This is a genomic window from Bradyrhizobium sp. CCGUVB14 (assembly GCF_024199935.1).
In the GTDB taxonomy this organism is placed as follows: Bacteria; Pseudomonadota; Alphaproteobacteria; order Rhizobiales; family Xanthobacteraceae; genus Bradyrhizobium.
Genome location: NZ_JANADS010000001.1, coordinates 4,812,078 through 4,830,526, shown reverse-complemented (window position 1 = coordinate 4,830,526; position 18,449 = coordinate 4,812,078). Strand labels below are relative to the sequence as shown.

General features: G+C 64.2%; 17 protein-coding genes. 13 read left to right on the top strand and 4 right to left on the bottom strand.

What is annotated here, in order from left to right; genetic code table 11:
- The first annotated feature begins 315 nt into the window (after positions 1–315).
- Positions 316–522: a cold-shock protein gene (locus NLM32_RS22270; RefSeq protein ID WP_008129967.1), complete on the top strand. Its 207-nt coding sequence runs from the start codon at positions 316–318 to the stop codon at positions 520–522.
- Between the two features lie 90 nt (positions 523–612).
- Here the strand turns inward: NLM32_RS22270 and purN are convergent, their stop codons facing one another.
- Both purN and purM read right to left on the bottom strand, forming a co-directional pair.
- Complete coding sequence (gene purN / locus NLM32_RS22265; RefSeq protein ID WP_254131024.1) at positions 613–1,266, bottom strand: phosphoribosylglycinamide formyltransferase; 654 nt, start codon at positions 1,264–1,266, stop codon at positions 613–615.
- On the bottom strand, positions 1,266–2,339 hold the full coding sequence (purM, locus tag NLM32_RS22260; protein ID WP_254131023.1) for a phosphoribosylformylglycinamidine cyclo-ligase: 1,074 nt from the start codon (positions 2,337–2,339) through the stop codon (positions 1,266–1,268). The genes purN and purM overlap by 1 nt, the downstream gene beginning before the upstream one ends.
- Before the next feature lie 156 nt (positions 2,340–2,495).
- Between purM and NLM32_RS22255 the strand changes: the two genes are divergently transcribed.
- The 4 genes from NLM32_RS22255 (at position 2,496) to ppx (ending at position 7,676) form a co-directional block, all read left to right on the top strand.
- Entirely contained in the window at positions 2,496–3,038 is a 543-nt protein-coding gene (locus NLM32_RS22255; protein WP_254131022.1) for a CDP-alcohol phosphatidyltransferase family protein, read from the top strand.
- Between the two features lie 96 nt (positions 3,039–3,134).
- Positions 3,135–3,812: a DnaA ATPase domain-containing protein gene (locus NLM32_RS22250; protein WP_254131021.1), complete on the top strand. Its 678-nt coding sequence runs from the start codon at positions 3,135–3,137 to the stop codon at positions 3,810–3,812.
- Between the two features lie 144 nt (positions 3,813–3,956).
- Positions 3,957–6,158, top strand: a complete 2,202-nt coding sequence (locus NLM32_RS22245) for an RNA degradosome polyphosphate kinase (protein ID WP_254135391.1) — start codon at positions 3,957–3,959, stop codon at positions 6,156–6,158.
- A gap of 15 nt (positions 6,159–6,173) precedes the next feature.
- Positions 6,174–7,676, top strand: a complete 1,503-nt coding sequence (gene ppx / locus NLM32_RS22240) for an exopolyphosphatase (protein ID WP_254131020.1) — start codon at positions 6,174–6,176, stop codon at positions 7,674–7,676.
- 3 nt (positions 7,677–7,679) lie between these two features.
- On the opposite strand, the gene NLM32_RS22235 is transcribed toward ppx, so the two are convergent.
- Positions 7,680–8,540: a TerC family protein gene (locus NLM32_RS22235; protein WP_254131019.1), complete on the bottom strand. Its 861-nt coding sequence runs from the start codon at positions 8,538–8,540 to the stop codon at positions 7,680–7,682.
- Positions 8,541–8,584: 44 nt separating this feature from the next.
- Complete coding sequence (ndk, locus tag NLM32_RS22230; RefSeq protein WP_027535388.1) at positions 8,585–9,007, bottom strand: nucleoside-diphosphate kinase; 423 nt, start codon at positions 9,005–9,007, stop codon at positions 8,585–8,587.
- Between the two features lie 322 nt (positions 9,008–9,329).
- Here ndk and NLM32_RS22225 point away from each other — a divergent pair, with 322 nt between their 5' ends.
- The 8 genes from NLM32_RS22225 (at position 9,330) to NLM32_RS22190 (ending at position 18,436) form a co-directional block, all read left to right on the top strand.
- Entirely contained in the window at positions 9,330–9,590 is a 261-nt protein-coding gene (locus NLM32_RS22225) for a sulfur globule protein precursor (protein WP_254131018.1), read from the top strand.
- Positions 9,591–10,025: 435 nt separating this feature from the next.
- On the top strand, positions 10,026–11,891 hold the full coding sequence (locus tag NLM32_RS22220) for an ABC-F family ATP-binding cassette domain-containing protein (protein ID WP_254131017.1): 1,866 nt from the start codon (positions 10,026–10,028) through the stop codon (positions 11,889–11,891).
- A gap of 463 nt (positions 11,892–12,354) precedes the next feature.
- Positions 12,355–14,040: an ABC transporter substrate binding protein gene (locus NLM32_RS22215; RefSeq protein WP_254131016.1), complete on the top strand. Its 1,686-nt coding sequence runs from the start codon at positions 12,355–12,357 to the stop codon at positions 14,038–14,040.
- An 8-nt stretch (positions 14,041–14,048) separates the two neighbouring features.
- Complete coding sequence (locus tag NLM32_RS46135) at positions 14,049–14,666, top strand: response regulator transcription factor (protein ID WP_254131015.1); 618 nt, start codon at positions 14,049–14,051, stop codon at positions 14,664–14,666.
- 134 nt (positions 14,667–14,800) lie between these two features.
- Positions 14,801–15,220 (top strand): response regulator transcription factor, encoded by a 420-nt coding sequence (locus NLM32_RS22205; protein WP_254131014.1) that lies wholly within the window; start codon positions 14,801–14,803, stop codon positions 15,218–15,220.
- 125 nt (positions 15,221–15,345) lie between these two features.
- A complete protein-coding gene (locus NLM32_RS22200; RefSeq protein ID WP_375143648.1) occupies positions 15,346–17,001 on the top strand; it encodes an arylsulfatase in 1,656 nt (551 codons plus the stop codon).
- Positions 17,002–17,087: 86 nt separating this feature from the next.
- Entirely contained in the window at positions 17,088–18,050 is a 963-nt protein-coding gene (locus tag NLM32_RS22195; protein ID WP_254131012.1) for a formylglycine-generating enzyme family protein, read from the top strand.
- Positions 18,047–18,436 (top strand): cyclic nucleotide-binding domain-containing protein, encoded by a 390-nt coding sequence (locus tag NLM32_RS22190; RefSeq protein ID WP_254131011.1) that lies wholly within the window; start codon positions 18,047–18,049, stop codon positions 18,434–18,436. Before NLM32_RS22195 ends, NLM32_RS22190 begins: the two co-directional genes overlap by 4 nt.
- Positions 18,437–18,449: the final 13 nt, after the last annotated feature.

The following is an 18,449-nucleotide window of genomic DNA, read 5'->3' as shown; positions in this document are numbered from 1 at the left end:
GGTGCGGCGATTTGTGCCGAACTGCCACGAGGGGTCAACCGGTTGGCACGCTATCGCAGGGGCGATTGCCCACGATTGTGGTTCCGGCGCCACAGGTCGCAAATTGCAGCGGGACATCTCCGGTGTGGTCTTGAAATTCGCGCGCGGCTTGCTAGCGCGCGAATTTCGTGTTGGAATACTGCACACAATCGGAATTGGCCGCTCGGCTGTGCGTTTCGCGACAATGAGACTCGAACAGACTTCCGGAAGCCCGTTTGTGACGTGGCACGCGAAAAGCGGCCGCGTCTTTTTAGTATCTAGCGGAGGAGACTAACGATGCCACAAAAGGGCACCGTCAAATGGTTCAACCCGACCAAGGGTTATGGGTTCATCAAGCCGAACGGCAGCGATAAGGACGTGTTTGTCCACATCTCGGCCGTCGAGCGCGCCGGACTCTCGACCCTGAATGAGAACCAGGTGGTTGAATACGACCTCGTGGAGAACCGCGGCAAGTCGTCCGCGGAGAACCTCAAGGTCTCCTGATTTCTCTCAAAGCGCTGCGCGAGAGATCATGACGATGCCCCCGGCTCTGCCGGGGGATTTTGTTTGGGGACGTCGAAACGCGACCGCGATTCAGTGCGCCACCGGCGCAACCAGAAAATTCTCCGACGCCGAACTGCCCGCGGTCCTGCAGACATCGCCCTCGATCTTGACCTTGCCGGTCGCGAGCAGGCTCAGCGCCGCCGGATAGATGCGATGCTCGATTTCGAGGATGCGCTCCGACAGCGTCTCCGCCGTGTCGTGATCGCTCACGGGCACCGCGCCCTGCATCACGATCGGCCCCGCATCGGTCTCGGGGATGACGAAGTGCACCGTCGCCCCAGACAGTTTGACGCCGGCGCGCAAGGCCTGGCCATGCGGGTCGAGGCCGGGGAAGGACGGCAACAGCGAGGGATGGATGTTGAGCATCCGTCCGTACCAGGCCCTGGCGAATTCGGCGGTGAACAGGCGCATGAAGCCGCCGAGGCAAATCAGCTCGATGCCGTGCTGGTCGAGGGCGGCCTGCAGCACCGCCTCGAAGCCGGCGCGGTCCTTGCCGAACGGCTTGCTCTCGATCACCAGCGTTTTCACGCCGGCCGCCTTGGCCCGTTCGAGCCCGAGCGCACCGGCCTTGTTCGAGATGACCAGCGAGATCTCCGCCGGGAAATCCGCAGCAGAAGCTGCCTTGATCAGCGCGGACATGTTGGAACCGCGGCCGGAAATCAGGATGGCGACGCGGCGCTTCATCACAGCGCCAGATCGAGATGGCCGTTATAGACGACGCGGTGCTCGCCCTCGGCCGGGATCACGGTGCCGAGCTGCGCCACGGTCTCGCCGGCGTCGGTGAAGACCCGCACGACCTCGTCGACCTTCTCGGGCTCGACGATCGCGATCATGCCGATGCCGCAGTTGAAGGTCCTGAGCATTTCGAGCTCGGCGATGCCGGCTTGCGCCGCCAGCCATTTGAACACCGGCAGCACCGGCAGGCGCGCCAGATCGATGCCGACGCCAAGATGTGCAGGCAGCACGCGCGGAATGTTGTCGGTGAAGCCGCCACCGGTGATGTGGGCGAGGCCCTTCACCGCAGCGGTTTCGCGGATCGCGCGCAGGCAGGATTTGACGTAGAGCCGCGTCGGCGTCAGCAGCGCGCCGCCGAGCGTCATGACCGGCGCGAACGGTGCCTGCGCCTCGAAGCCGAGGCCGGACTGTTCCACGATCTTGCGCACCAGCGAGAAGCCGTTGGAATGCACGCCCGACGAAGCAAGGCCGATCACGGCGTCGCCCGCGGCAATGTCCTTGCGCGGCAGCAGCGTGCCCCGCTCGGCAGCGCCGACGGCAAAGCCGCCGAGGTCATAGTCGCCGTCCTTGTAGAGGCCGGGCATTTCGGCGGTCTCGCCGCCGATCAGGGCGCAGCCGGATTCGCGGCAGCCCTCGGCGACGCCGGCGACGATCGAGGCGGTGGCCTCGGGGTCGAGCTTGCCGCAGGCGAAATAGTCCAGGAAGAACAGCGGCTCGGCGCCCTGCACCACGAGGTCGTTGACGCTCATGGCGACGAGGTCGATGCCGATCCCGCCATGCAGGCCGGTTTCGATCGCGATCTTGACCTTGGTGCCGACCCCATCGGTGGCCGCGACCAGGACGGGATCCTTGAAACCGGCCGCCTTGAGGTCGAACAGGCCGCCGAATCCGCCGATCTCGGCGTCGGCGCCGGGCCGTGCGGTGGCGCGCACCATCGGCTTGATCAGGTCGACCAGGCGGTTGCCCGCGTCGATATCGACGCCTGAATCGGCGTATGTGAGGCCGTTTTTGCGGTCGGTCATGCCCGATTTCCAGTGGGTTTGCGGCTGGTTACGTCGAATTCCGGGGACGCGCAATGGCAAGCGTGGCGCCCCGCCCTATACTATGTAGAGATATCAACCGGTTCAGCCTCTTTGGAGGCCGGATTCGAGGTCAGACCGGGTGCCGGGAAGCGCCGCGTGAGTATTCCGAACATCATTACCCTGGGCCGCATCATGCTGGTCCCGATCATCGTCTGGGCCATCGTGTCGAGCCAAATGGAGGTGGCATTCGCCGTCTTCCTGGTCGCCGGCATCAGCGATGCCGTGGACGGCTTCCTGGCCAAGCGCTTCAACATGACCAGCGAACTCGGCGCCCTGCTCGACCCGCTGGCCGACAAGGCGCTGCTGGTGTCGATCTACCTCGCGCTCGGCATCTGGGGCGACATTCCGCGCTGGATCGTGATCCTGGTGGTGTCGCGCGACATCATGATCGTCACGGCCGTGATCGTGTCCTGGCTGTTCGACAAGCCGGTCGAGATGAAGCCGTCGATGGTCTCCAAGCTCAACACCGCGGCCCAGGTGGCCTATGCGGCGCTGGTGCTGGCCTCGCTCGCCTTCGGCTTCAGGCCGGCACCGTATGATATAGTCCTGATGGGCTTCGTTACGGTGTTCACGTTGTCCTCCGTATCGCTCTATCTCGTCGAGTGGTTGCGGCACATGAGCACGATCGAGGCCAAATGAGCCGGGACGCGGCCGCCCTGCAAAAGGCCAAAACCCGATCGAATAGATCGAATCTCTTCAGACAAAGCCGGCGCGCCGGCACGGAGCAAAGCAAGCGTGGCAGGCCGCGTTCATCCCCGACAATTGGCGTTTTCGCTTCCGCATGCGGAGAGCCTCAGCCGGGACAATTTTCTCGAGGGCCCTGCCAATGCCGCCGGTCTCGCGCTGATCGACGGCTGGCCGGAATGGCCGAACCGGATCATGTGGCTCGCCGGCCCCGAAGGCTCGGGCAAGAGCCACCTCGCCGCGATCTGGGCCGAGGAGGCCGGCGCGCGCTCGACCACGGCCAATGCGCTGACCGCGGCCAGCGTCCCCGGCGCGCTCGCGACCGGCGCGCTGGTGGTCGAGGATCTCAAGGCCGGCGATCTTGACGAGCGCGCCCTCTTCCATCTGATGAACCTCGCCCGCGAGGACGGCGCCTATGTACTCTTCACCGGCCGTGAGGCGCCGGCGGCGATCGAGGTCGAGCTCCGCGACCTCCGTTCCCGGCTGCGGACGATTCCGGTAATTTCGCTGGCGCCGCCGGACGACCAGCTGTTCCGCGGCCTGATCGTCAAGTTTTGCGCCGACCGTCAGCTCTCCGTCGACGAAAGCGTGGTGAGCTACCTCGCGACCCGGCTGGAGCGGTCGTCGGCTGCCGCCCGGCGCGCCGTGGAATTGCTGGACGGCGAGGCGCTGCGGCTCGGCCGCCCCGTCACCCGGGCGCTCGCGGCCGAGCTGCTCCGGGACGCCTGACAGCCAGCCCTGTCCCCTTGGCCCGCTTGACGCGGCGCGGCCGCGGAACATCAATGTCATCGAAACGTCATCGCACTAACACATGCTCCGGCCGGTTTTGCGCATAAGTCGCAAATTGGGGCGAACTGGATGGACCGACTTCTCATGGATTCCGCGCAAACTATTGAAATAAAAGAGAAAGCTACGGAAGCCGAGGGCCTGCCGGCGATCGCCTCGAGCCCTGAGCGATTCATCAACCGCGAACTCTCCTGGCTGCATTTCAACCGCCGCGTCCTGGAGGAATCGGTCAACGCCAGCCATCCCGTGCTGGAGCGGGTACGATTCCTGTCGATTTCCGCAAATAACCTCGACGAGTTCTTCATGGTCCGCGTCGCCGGCATCAAGGCGCAGGTGCGCGAGGGCATCGCCGAGCGCGCCCCCGACGGCCTGACGCCGTCCGAGCAGCTTGCGCTGATCAACCGAACCGTCTCGCAGCTCGCCTCCGACCAGCAGGCGATCTGGGCCGATTTGCGCGGCACGCTCGCCGGCGTCGGCATCGTGCTGGTCGATGGCAAGGACGTCAGCAAGGCGGAGCGGACCTGGCTCGAGGACTATTTCCTCAACAACGTGTTCCCGCTGCTGACGCCGCTGGCGATCGATCCAGCCCACCCCTTCCCGTTCATACCGAGCCTCGGCTTCACCATCGCGCTGCAGCTCACGCGCGCCATCGACGGCAAGCAGATGAACGCGCTGATCCGCATGCCCGGCAAGATCGACCGCTTCATCCGTCTTCCGGGCGACGGCAAGGAGAACAAGGTCGTACGCCTGATCTCGCTGGAGCAGGTGACCGGCCTTTTCATCAATCGCCTGTTCCCCGGCTACAATCTCCACGGCCAGGGCGCCTTCCGCATCATCCGCGACTCCGAGCTCGAAATCGAGGAAGAGGCCGAAGACCTCGTCCGCCTGTTCGAGACCGCGCTGAAGCGCCGCCGCCGCGGATCGGTGATCCGGCTCGAGATCGACGCCAAGATGCCGGAGCAGTTGCGCAGCTTCGTGCAGCACGCGCTCTCGGCGGCCGACGACGAGGTGTTCCTGGTCGACGGCGTGCTTGCCATGAACGAGCTTTCGCAACTGACGCGGCTCGACCGGCCCGACCTCGAATTCACCCCTTACGTGCCGCGCCATCCCGAGCGCGTCCGCGAGCATGGCGGCGACATCTTTGCCGCGATCCGGCAGAAGGACCTCGTGGTCCATCACCCCTATGAATCCTTCGACGTGGTGGTGCAGTTCCTGCAACAGGCCGCGCGCGATCCCGACGTCGTCGCGATCAAGCAGACGCTCTACCGCACCTCCAACAACTCGCCGATCGTGCGCGCGCTGGCCGAAGCGGCCGAGGCCGGCAAATCCGTCACCGCGCTGATCGAGTTGAAGGCGCGCTTCGACGAAGAGGCCAACATCCGCTGGGCGCGCGACCTGGAACGCGCCGGCGTGCAGGTGGTCTACGGCTTCCTCGAATTGAAGACGCACGCAAAGCTTTCCATGGTGGTGCGCCGCGAGGGCGGCAGCCTCACCACTTACGTCCATACCGGCACCGGCAATTATCACCCGGTCACCGCGCGTATTTATACGGACCTCTCCTACTTCACGTCGGAACCGACCATCGGCCGCGACGCCGCGCGCGTGTTCAACTTCATCACGGGCTACGCCGCGCCGAGCGATCTGGAGAAGATGGCGGTGTCGCCGCTGACGCTGCGCAAGCGCATCATCGAGCACATCCAGGGCGAGACCGAGCACGCACGTCACGGCAAGCCCGGCGCGGTCTGGATGAAGATGAATGCGCTGGTCGACCCCGATATCATCGACGCGCTCTATGAGGCCTCACAGGCCGGCGTGCAGGTCGAGCTCGTGGTGCGCGGGATCTGCTGCCTGCGGCCCGGCATTCCCGGCCTTTCGGAGAACATCCGCGTCAAGTCGATCATCGGACGGTTCCTGGAACATGGTCGAATCTACTGCTTCGGCATGGGCCAGGGCCTGCCGAGCGCGAAAGCGGCTGTGTATATCTCGTCGGCCGATATGATGCCGCGCAACCTCGACCGCCGCGTCGAGGTGCTGTGTCCGCTGCAAAATCCCACGGTGCATCAGCAGGTTCTCGAACAGATCATGGTCGCGAATCTGAAGGACAATGAGCAGAGCTGGCAATTGTTGCCGGACGGGTCCTCAACGCGTATGAAGGCCGCGAAGGGCGAGGAGCCCTTCAACGTGCACAACTACTTCATGACAAATCCGAGTCTGTCTGGCCGTGGAAAGTCGCTCAAGGAATCCTCGCCGCGCCGTCTCACGCGCCGAAACGAACGCCATCAGTCCTGACCGGAGATCTTTGCCGTGAAACGGCCGCGCAAGCGTGGCGCTAGCGTCGCGGTCATCGACATCGGCTCCAACTCGGTTCGTCTCGTCGTCTACGAGGGACTGACACGCAGCCTGATTCCGATCTTCAACGAGAAGACGCTGTGCGGCCTCGGGCGTGAGGTGCAGAGCACGGGTCTGCTCGCGCCGGATGCCGTCGACAAGGCGCTGACCTCGCTGAAACGTTTTCGGGCGTTGTGCCGCGTGATGCAGGTCGGCCGCGTGTTCGCGATTGCGACCGCGGCCTGCCGCGACGCTTCCAACGGCCCGGACTTCATCGCGAAAGCCGAGCGCATCTGCGCCGTTAAAATCGAGATCCTGTCGGGACCGCGCGAAGCAAAACTGTCGGCGCTCGGCGTAATCTCGGGCATCCATCGTCCCGACGGCATCGTCGGCGATCTCGGCGGCGGCTCGCTCGAACTGATCGACGTACGCGGGAACAGCGTACGCAGCGGCGTGACACTGCCGCTCGGCGGCCTCGCGCTGCAGGACCTCGCCCACAAATCGCTCAAGCGCGCCGACCGCATCGTGCGCGAGGCGATCGACGAAGTTCCGCAGCTCGCCGCGGGTCGCGGCCGCACCTTCTATGCCGTCGGCGGCACCTGGCGTGCGCTCGCGCGCATCCACATCATCCAGAGCGGCTATCCGCTCCAGGTGATGCACGGCTATTCGATTCCCGCCGCTGAGGCGCTCGATTTCTCACGTCGCCTCCGGCGGCTTGCTGCCACCAACATGCTTGCCGACATCGAGGTCGTCGCGGATGCGCGGCGCCCTCTCCTCACCTACGCAGCACTGGTGCTCGAGCACATCATCCGGGTCGCGAAGCCGAAGACCATCGTGTTCTCGACCTTCGGCGTGCGCGAGGGCCTGCTGCACGAGAAGCTGCCGGACTCCGAGCGCAACAAGGACGGCCTGATCTGTGCCGCCGAAGAGCTGAACCAGCTCTTGTCACGCTCGGCCAAGCACGCCCGCGAGTTGATTGCCTGGACCGATCGCCTCGCACGCGTGGTGAAGCTGCGCGAGACCGAGGAAGACCGCCGCCTCCGCCACACCGCTTGTCTACTGTCCGACATCGGCTGGCGCGTCCATCCCGACCATCGGGGCGAGCAGACGTTGAGCCTCGTGGTCAACGCCAATTTCGGCGCGATTGATCACCGCGAGCGCGCCTTTGTCGGCCTGTCGGTGTTCTATCGCTATGCGGGCCTCAGCGAAGAGAACCAGCCGCCGCTGACCATGCAGGAATTGCTGACACCGGCGCAGCTCGAACGCGCCCGGCTCCTTGGGGCAGCGTTCCGTGTCGCGCATCTGATCTCAGCAGCGCGCCCGGGCGTCCTGCCCGCCACGCATTTCCGCAGCCAAGCGCGCAATCTGATGCTGGTGTTCGAGCACAGGCTCGGCGACCTCGTCGCCGACCGCGTCGGCAGCCGCTTCAAGCAGCTCGCCCGGCTGATCGGACGTTCGGGGTCGATCGTCCGGCGTTAGAAACTACTCCGCCGACGCCTTGGCGTGGTGCTCGGAGGCCTCGAGCGCAGCATGGCTCAGTCGGCGCCGGCGCCAGATCGCGCCGACCAGCAGCACGACGACAACGCCGAGCAAAGCGCAGAGATATTCGGCGCCACCGCCGCCATGGGCGAATTGCGGCGGGATGTGCAGAGTGCCGAGCATCTGGTCCAGCGCGGTGCCGAACGGACCCTCGGAGAGCGAATGCAGCTTCGGCGCGATGCCCGGATCGGTCGCGATCACCTCGCCCGCGATCCAGCCGAGCAGCGCCGCACCGGCCCAGACCAGGATCGGCAGCTTCGACAGCAATGCCATGATCAGCGCCGCGCCCGCGACGATCAAGGGCACGCTGATGGCAAGGCCGAGCACCAAAAGCGGCACGCTGCCATTGGCGGCGGCCGCGACCGCGATGACATTGTCGAGGCTCATGACGATGTCGGCGACGACGACGATCTGCACCGCCTGCCACAGATGCGAGGCCGACTCGACGCCGTCCTCGTCCTCGTTTTCCGGCACCAGCAGCTTTGCCGCGATCACGATCAGTGCGAGGCCGCCGACCAGCTTGAGGTACGGCAGCTCCATCAGGCTGGCGACGATGCCGGTGAAGATGATCCGCAGCAGCACCGCGGCGCCTGCACCGAGCACCATGCCCCACAGCCGGTGCCGCGGCTTCAGGCCGCGGCAGGCAAGCGCGATCACCAGCGCATTGTCGCCAGACAAAAGGATGTTGATCCAGATGATCTTGCCGACCGCAATCCAAAAGGTCGGTTCGGCCATCTCATTGCGGAACTGGGTGAAGAATGCCCCGATCGTGGCGGGATCGAAGATCTGCCAGAGCCAGTTCACAATAAGTCCTTTCGCCCCGTCGACTTAACTTATCGGCTGAAAGCTCAGCCGACGATCTCGTTGCCCGAGAAGAACTGCGCGATCTCGATCGCGGCGGTCTCCGGGGCGTCCGAGCCGTGGGCGGAGTTCTCGCCGATCGACTTTGCATAGAGCTTGCGGATGGTGCCGTCGGCCGCCTTGGACGGGTCGGTCGCGCCCATGGCGTCGCGGTACTTGGCGATCGCACCCTCGGCTTCCAGCACCTGGACCACGACCGGGCCCGAGGTCATGAACTCGACCAGTTCGCCGAAGAACGGACGGGCCTTGTGGACGGCGTAGAACGTCTCGGCCTGTTCCTTGGTCATGCGGATGCGCTTCTGCGCGACGATCCGCAGGCCCGCCTTCTCGATCACGGCGTTCACGGCGCCGGTCAGGTTACGCGCGGTCGCGTCGGGCTTGATGATCGAGAAAGTGCGTTCGATGGCCATGATCTTGTCCTTGAAGAGAAAAAGGGTGGTTTGGAGTTGCGGGGGCTTATATCGGCGCCTTCGCGATCCGGCAAGCGACCGCCGGAACAGCCCACGGGCGCTTCGCCGCAGGGCCAGGCCGAGAGGCTGAGCCGAATTCCAACATGGATTACAACGATTTCACGCAGATGAACCCAATCTGAAGGCCCCATGAGGGTTTGGTTCAGCCTCGCTGGCCTAATGTCAGGTCCATCGAAACCAAAGCCTCCTCCCGAGGCGGATCGTTTCGGCGGCCTTTCCATCGACGCGATAGCCCCGCGCCGGCAGTTTTGAGGAGATCATCATGTTGAGGAAACTTTCGCTCGCTGCAGTCGCCGCGGTCGTGCTGGGTGCCGCGCTGGCTCCCACCTCCGCCTCCGCTCACTGGCATGGCGGCGGCTGGGGCTGGCACGGCGGTGGCGGCTGGCATCACGGCGGCTGGGGCTGGGGCGGACCGCGCTTCTACGCCGCTCCCGTCTCCTACGGTTATGGCGGCTGCTATGTGCGCCGGCTGGTCCCGACCCCCTGGGGACCCCGCTGGCGGCTGATCAACCGCTGCTACTGAGCCCGACAGAACCTTCCTGAGGTGCCGTTCCCCCCTGCGGTACCTTCCAAGAGAGGCCCCGGCGTTCCCCCCGCCGGGGCCTTGTCTTTGGGCAGATACGGCGAATTCATACAATTTTTACTAGAATGGCTGACGTCCCCAACAACCGGCGAAACCATTTTGGGGGCCAATGACTTGGTACCGTGTCGTTACTTCGAACACACGGAACCCCGAGATGGCTGGCCTTTTTGCCAATGAGAGCGAACAGATCGATCGGCGCACCAGCCGCTCGATTTGCGATGCCGTAGGCGAGCGGCTTCAGCAAAGCCTTCGTCCCGACCCCCGGCTCCCGACACATCTCGAGCAGCTGATGGACGAGTTGAGGAAGCGCGAACGCGAGTCGCACTGACGAAAAAATCGGGTTGCGTTTGATCCCGCCTGCGGTGACAAGGCCGCATGCTCTCCATCACCGATCTCTCCATCCGCCTCGCCGGACGCCTTCTGATCGACAGTAGCTCCGTGCAGATCACGCCCGGCTCGCGCGTCGGCATGGTCGGGCGCAACGGCACCGGCAAATCGACGCTTTTCAAGGTGATCCGCGGCGAGCTGGCCGCCGAGCACGGCTCGGTGACCCTGCCGCCGCGGTGGCGGGTCGGCAGCCTGGCCCAGGAAGCGCCGAACGGCCCCGAAAGCCTGATCTCGGTCGTGCTCAAGGCCGACCTCGAGCGCGACGCGCTGCTTCACGAAGCCGAGAGCGCCACCGATCCGCACCGGATCGCCGAGATCCAGACCCGGCTCGTCGACATCGACGCGCACTCCGCCCCGAGCCGCGCCGCTGCGATCCTGTCCGGCCTCGGCTTTTCCGCCGCCGACCAGCTGCGTCCCTGCGCCGAATTCTCCGGCGGCTGGCGCATGCGCGTGGCGCTGGCCGCGACCCTGTTCGCGGCCCCGGACCTGCTGCTGCTCGACGAGCCCACCAACTATCTCGACCTCGAAGGCACGCTGTGGCTGGAGGATCACCTCGCGCATTATCCGCGCACCGTGATCGTCATCAGCCATGACCGCGACCTGCTGGAGAGCTCGGTCGACCAGATCCTGCATCTGGAGCGCGGCAAGCTCACGCTCTACAAGGGCACCTACTCCTCCTTCGAGGAGCAGCGCGCCGCGCGCGAGCTGCTCGATGCCAAGGCGGTCAAGCGCCAGGAGGCCGAGCGTGCCCGCCTGCAAGCCTTCGTCGATCGCTTCAAGGCCAAGGCCTCGAAAGCGCGCCAGGCCCAATCCCGCGTCAAAATGCTGGAGCGGCTGAAGCCGATCACGGCCCTGGTGACGGAGGACGTGCGCGAGATCACCTTCCCGGCACCGGAGAAAATCCTGTCGCCGCCGATCATCGCCGTCGACAACGTTTCGGTCGGCTACGATCCGGCCACGCCGGTGCTGAGCCGCGTGACGCTGCGCATCGACAACGACGACCGCATCGCGCTGCTGGGCGCCAACGGCAACGGCAAGTCGACGCTCGTCAAGCTGCTCGCCGCACGTCTCGCCCCCTTCTCCGGCAAGGTGACGCACGCCGACAAGCTGTCGATCGCCTATTTCGCGCAGCATCAGCTCGACGAGCTGAACGAGGACGCCTCGACCTACGACCACGTCCGCAAGCTGATGGGTAGCGAGGCGCCCGAGGCGAAGGTGCGCGCCCGCGCCGGTGCGATCGGCTTCTCCGGCAAGGCGGCCGACACCAAGGCCGGCAAACTGTCGGGCGGCGAGAAGGCGCGGCTGCTGCTGGGGCTCGCGACGTTCTACGGCCCCAACATGATCATCCTGGACGAGCCGACCAACCATCTCGACATCGACAGCCGTGCAGCGCTCGCCGAAGCCATCAACGAGTTTCCCGGCGCGATCATCATGGTCTCGCACGACCGCTATCTGATCGAGGCCTGCGCCGACCAGCTCTGGATCGTCGCCGACCGCACCGTGACCAATTACGACGGCGACCTCGACGAGTATCGCCGCCTGGTGCTGTCCTCGCGCAACGCCGAGCCTGCCCCGCGCGAGCGCAGCGCGCCCAGCGAGAAGCCGCAGCGCCCGAAATCGGACAATCGCGGCTCGCTGAAGAAGCGCATCGCGGAGGCCGAGAGCGAGATTGCGCGGGTCACCGAGATCATCACCAAGATCGATACGGCGCTCGCGCTGCCAGACATCTTCACGCGCGATCCCAAGCAGGCCGCGCAGCTCTCGAAGGCCCGCGCCAATGCGGCCGATGCGCTGGCGCGCGCGGAGGAACAGTGGCTCGAGGCGAGCGCGCAGTTCGACGAGGCGGCCGGGTAGGCGAAAACCTGAAAACAACCCCATGCACAGTAGCGGGGCGCTGGCCGAAAATGCGCTACTCGGACAACGTAAGACGTTGAAATAACTTATTAAACTTCAATAATCGGTATTCGCACCCGACCCCGCGCCCTTGGCCGGCAGCCGCGGTCAGGCAAAGGCCACAAAGCCTGTCCAGCCCCGCCGATAATTGGGCCGGTGGCACAAACTGCACATCTCAGCGCGGCCGGTAAACGATAGTTTGTTCCCATCGACGAAAGCCAAGGTTTTCTCGATGTACCGCGCAAGAGTCTTCGGCGTTTCCCGTCTGCGAACCTCAACAAGGCATCTCAGAGGGACGAGCCTTCTGTGCGGCTTGCTGCTCCTTTTCAGCCTGCTGTTTTTCGGATCACCCAGCTACGCCAGCGAGACGGCAAAGCGCATCCTGATCCTGCATTCGTACAATTACACGTTTCCAGCGACGTCCATGGCGTCGGACGGAGCACGCAGTCGCCTGCTGGAAGGTTCGCGCGAGAAGATCGAGCTCAACGCCGAGTATCTCGATCTCGCTCGCTTTTCCGAACCGGGCCACGAATCCCTCATGGCCCACTTCCTCCGGGACAGATATGCGCAGAGACGACCCGACATCGTGGTCGTCATCGGCGGCGACGCCCTCCCCTTCGTGATCCAGCACCGGGACGATTTCGCGCCCCACGTTCCCGTTGTCTTTCTCGGTGTCTCGAGGCAGGGCTACGAAGCGGCAAAGCCACCGCCCGACGTGACCGGCCACATGGTCGACCTCGACGGAAATCTGACCAGGACCATCGATTTGGCCGAGCGCCTCCAACCGGAGGCGCAGCGCCTCTTCATCATTGCGGGAAGCGGCCTTGTCGATCGCCGATGGCAAGTCATCGCCCGAAGGATCATCGAAGCGCGCGACCGCAAGCTCGAAACAACCTATCTGTTCGACCTGCGCTATGATGAGCTCATCGCCAAGGTCGCCGAGATCCCCAACGACGCGATCGTCATTATGCTGTCGATGTTTCGCGACGGCGGCGGAACGGCCGTCATGCCGTCCGAGGTCACGGCCCAGGTCGCCAAATCTTCGCCGGCACCGGTTTATGCGCCGTATCCCTATCCGGTAAGAGGCTTCGTTGGCGGGTTCAGCGAAAACTACGACGCGATGGGACGCACTGCGGGCGACATCGCGCTGGAAATTCTCGGGGGCAAGGACCCGGCTTCGATTCCGCCACGAACCAGCTCTGAAGCGGCCTACCGGGTCGACCACCAGGCCATGCTGCGGTGGGGACTGAGTGAAAGCAATCTTCCGCCTGACTCCGTGGTTCTCTTCAAGCAGCCCGGCGTCTGGGAACTTTACCGTCGCTACATCATCGGTGCGGGATCCCTCGTCGTTCTCCAATCGATCCTGATAACCGCACTGATCGCACAGCGCTCGCGCCGCTGGGCGGCGGAGCGGGACAACCGCGCCAAGGAGAGCGCGCTGCGAACCAGCTATGAGCAGCTACGGTACCTCGCCGGACGACTGATCAATGCGCAGGACGAAGAGCGCCGTCGGATCGCGCGCGAACTGCATGACGACGTCGGCCAGCGCATCGCTTCGCTGTCGATCGGATTGAGCAGCCTGAGACGTCACCTTCCGGTCTCGCAGGATTTGACCAAGAACGAGCTGTCCCGACTTCAGCGGCTGACCGTCGATCTGGCGGAAGACATGCGCGAGCTTTCACACGGCTTGCACCAGGGCGTGCTCGAACATGCCGGATTGCCGGAAGCATTGCGCGAGCGCTGCGAGGAAATCGCCCGGAACTCGAACACGTCGATCGACCTCGACGTCGCAGACGGCGTCGCCGAGGTCGCGGACGACGTCAAACTGTGCCTGTACCGTGTTGCGCAGGAAGCGCTGCGGAACATTGCCAAGCATGCCCATGCCCGGCGCGCAAATATCTCGGTGGCACGCGAGCAAGGGCAGATCGTGATGAAGATCGTCGACGACGGCGATGGCTTCGACGCGAGTACGGACGGCGGCCATTGCGGTCTCGGGCTTCTGAGCATGCGCGAGCGCGTCAGGATGCTGGGCGGCACGTTCGAGATCATTTCGGCGCCGAACGCAGGCACCATCGCCACCACCTCTATTCCCGCCGGAGGCTCCCAGTGAGACCGCGCGTGGTACTCGCAGACGACCATGTGATGGTCGCGGAAGGACTGGGCCGACTGGTCGGCGAAGTCGCCGACCTCGTTGCGCAGGTTGCCGACGGCAAGCAACTCGTGGAAGCCGTCCAGCGGTTGAAGCCCGACATCGTCGTGTCCGACGTCACGATGCCCGTCATGAGCGGGCTGGACGCCCTGCGTCAGCTCAAGACCGGAGGATCGAAGGCGCGCTTCATTTTCCTGACGGTTCACGCCGACCCGCAACTCGCAACGCAGGCGATCCGCGAAGGCGCATGCGGCTATCTTCTCAAGGCCGCCGCGGGCGAAGAATTGATCGACGCGATCCGCGCGGTCATGGCGGAGCGCATCTATCTGACGCCGCACATCACCCGGGACGTGCTGCAGACGATGTCACGCACGCGCGGGGACGACCGGCCCTCGCTCTCCCCACGGCAGCTGGAATTGCTGCGATTGATCGCGCAGGGCAAGCGCATGAAGGAGATCGCTGCCCAGCTCAACATTTCGGTGAGAACCGTGGAAGATCACAAGAGCCAGTTGCTCGCGGCGCTCGGCGCGAAAAGCACCGCCGATCTGGTCAAATTTGCCGTCAAGCAGGGGCTTATTCCCGAGTGACGCGACCGGGAATTCCGGGCCGACCGCCCCCGTGATTTCCACACCCGATCCTTCAGCTTTCCCCGATGCGTCCTCCCGGCCGAGCGCGTAGGTCTTGCGCGCATCGTAGCCTATGACAAGCCGCCGAGACGGACATGAGTCAAATACGTGTCATCTTGGCTGAGGACCACCCCGAGATGGCTCAGCACCTGCAAGCGCTGCTCGACTCTCGCTACCACGTCGACGTCGTTTCCGACGGGCAGACGCTGATCGAGGCCGCGAGCCTCCAGAGGCCAGATCTGATCATCACCGACATCGCGATGCCGGGCGTCAACGGACTGATAGCGGCGCGGCGAGTCCTGGCGACACATCCGAAGCTTCCGATCGTCTTCGTGACCGTTCTGGATGAGCCGGCGATCATCAGGCGATCGCTCGCCGATGGCGCTCGCGGCTACGTCGTGAAGTCGGACGCCGGCGACGAGTTGGCCGACGCGATCGACGCCGTTCTTGCCGGCGACAGCTACGTTTCGTCGTCCGCGCGTGCGGCGCTCGGCGACAGCCCCGGGAGCGGCTGAACAGGACATTCAGGTCAATCAAGAAGGCGTCCCCAACCACCCAGGAGCCAGTGATGAGCGAGATCAAGGAAGATCCCATCGAGACGCGCGGTCAGACTGCGGACGGCAAGCCGGACCAGCCCTTCATGAGCCGGCGAAAGATCCTGCTCGCCGGGACCGCCATCGCTGCCGTTTCGGCAGCAGGTTCGGGAGCTGCGATCCCGACGGCTCAGGCGCAGCAGAGCCCACCGGCAGCCAGCGGACGGCGGCCGAACATCCTCGTCATTTTTGGCGACGACATCGGAATGTGGAACCTCAGTACCTACAATAACGGGCTCATGGGCTGGACGCCGAACATCGACCGCGTCGGCAAGGAAGGCATCATCTTCACCGATCATTATGGACAACCCAGCTGCACCGCCGGCCGCGCCGCATTCCTGATGGGGCAGATGCCGATCCGGACCGGCATGACGACGGTCGGCATTCCCGGCTCGACCCGCGGCATCCAGAAGACCGACCCCACCCTGGCGGAAGTCCTGAAGCCGCTCGGCTACGCGACCGCGCAATTCGGCAAGAACCACCTCGGCGATCGCAACGAGTTCCTGCCGACCATGCACGGCTTCGACTACTGGTTCGGTAATCTCTATCATTTGAATGCCGAGGAAGAGCCGGAGGAGCTCGACTATCCCGGCCAGAAAAATCCGGCCTACAAGCAGAAATACGGACCGCGTGGCGTGTTGCGCGCCTGGGCGACCGACGTCGACGATCCAACCACCGACCCGAAATTCGGGCGCGTCGGCAAACAGAAGTTCGAGGACACCGGCCCCCTGACGCGGAAGCGGATGGAAACGATCGACAAGGAAGTGCTCGACGAGACCCTGAAATGGCTGGACACGAACGGCAAAGGCGACAAGCCGTTCTTCGCCTGGTTCAACTCGACGGCCATTCACGTCTGGTCGCACCCGAATCCCAAATATATCCAGATGGCCGTGGACGAGGGGCGCGCCGAGGAAGACGTGGTGCGTGCGCGCATGATCGAGCATGACGAGCATGTCGGCGTGCTGTTGAAGAAGCTCGACGATCTCGGCGTCGCCAACAACACCATCGTTGTCTACACCACCGACAACGGCAACGAGCTGTTGTACTGGCCCGATGGCGGCTACGCGCCGTTCAGGGGCGAGAAAGGAACCACATGGGAAGGTGGCGTTCGCGTTCCCTGCATGGTGCGCTGGCCGGGACAGATTCCGCCCGGCCAGGTCTCAAACGAAGTGCAGGCGCATGAGGATCTCTTCCTCACCCTTGCGACAGCGGCCGGCCAGACGGGGCTCAAGGACAAGCTGCTCGCGGGCACCCAAATCGGCCAAACCCAGTACAAGGTTCATCTCGACGGCTACGACAATACGGCGCTGTGGACCGGCAAATCCAGGAAGTCGGCCCGTCGCGAGTTCTTCTATTACGACGAAACCGATCTGATGGCGCTGCGCGTCGACGACTGGAAGATCGCTTTTGGCGTCAAGAAGGACGGCAGCTGGTTCAACGAGAAGTCTTATCCAAGCATTCCCTACGTGTTCAATTTGCGAATGGATCCGATGGAAAAGATGGATCCCGAGTCTCACGAATGGGGCTATGCCGGCCGCAAATTCTTTGCCCAGAAACTCTGGGCGCCGACCGCGGCGGGGCCTTTCGTTCAGGCTCATCTGGAGAGCATGGCTGCGTTCCCGCCAAGCCAGGGAGCAGACACCTTCAGCATGAAGAAGGCCGTCGATGAAGCCATGAAGAAGCTGGACAAGCACGGCGAATAGACGATCGAGCCCGGGCAGCGGTCGCGGTCGCGCGCCCTGCCCGGATGCCTCCCCGACATGCGAGATGGAAGGGCGAGCTCATGCTGATGTCTGACCTCAAGGACATGATCCTCGTCCCGGGCGGTACGTTCAGCATGGGATCGGACCGGCATTATACCGAGGAGGCTCCAGCCCATCGCGTCACCGTCGATCCGTTTCGGATCGATGTTACGCCGGTGACGAACCGGCAGTTCAGGGCGTTCGTCACGGCGACCGGTTATGTCACGACCGCGCAAATCCCACCGGACCCGAAAGACTATCCCGGCGCTCAACCGCAGATGCTTTATGCCGGTTCGCTGGTCTTTACACCGCCCGGACGCGCCGTCGATCCAAAGCACTGGAGCCAATGGTGGAGCTTCATGAGGAGCGCCGACTGGCGTCATCCCTACGGACCAGAGAGCAATATCGACGATCTCGATGACCATCCGGTGGTGCATGTCGCCTATGCCGATGCCCTCGCCTACGCGCGATGGGCCGGGAAGGACCTGCCTACGGAAGCCGAGTGGGAATTTGCCGCACGCGGCGGGCTCGATAGCGCGGAATATGCGTGGGGCGACGACTTCGCTCCAGGCGGCAAACACCGCGCCAACACCTGGCAAGGAAAATTCCCGGTTCAAGATCTCTGCGAGGACGGCTTTTCCCGGACTTCGCCGGTCACCGCCTTCCCTCCGAACGGGTATGGCATTCACGACATGATCGGAAACGTCTGGGAGTGGACCAGCGATTGGTACATCGCGTGCCATACGGCCAATCCGGCCAAGGCGTGTTGCATTCCAAAGAACCCGCGCGGGCCCCGTGAGGAAGAGAGCTACGATCCCTGCCAGCCATCGATCCGGATTCCACGAAAGGTCTTGAAGGGCGGCTCGCATCTGTGCGCACCGAACTATTGCCGGCGCTACCGTCCGGCCGCGCGTCACGCCGAACCGATCGACACCTCGACGAGCCATGTCGGCTTCCGTTGCGTCGTTCGAGAGCCTCAAAGCCTGGCAGAAGCACCTGGTCCGCGATGATCATCGAACCTGGAAGCACGGATGCCCCGATTGTTTCGATCCGGGAGGGTCTCGGCCGAAGAACCTGTCCTGCGGGCGCGACGATCTTCGTCGAGGGTGAAATCGGAACGATCGCCTACATCCTGCTTCGGGGCGACGTCACGATCTATCTCCGGTTCGGCACCGACCAGCAGCGCCTCGTGACCGAGCTCCAGCCGGGCCAGATGTTTGGCGTGCACGCCTTGATGGCGGGCGCACAACGCGCCGCATCGGCTTATACCAAAAACGGATGCGACCTGCTGGCAGTCAGCGAGAGCAGGCTCAAGCAGAAGCTCGATGAGGCCGACCCCTTCCTTCGATACTGGGTGGACTATCTGTCCAAGCGCATCATCGACCTGTCCACGTAACGCGGCTCGTGAG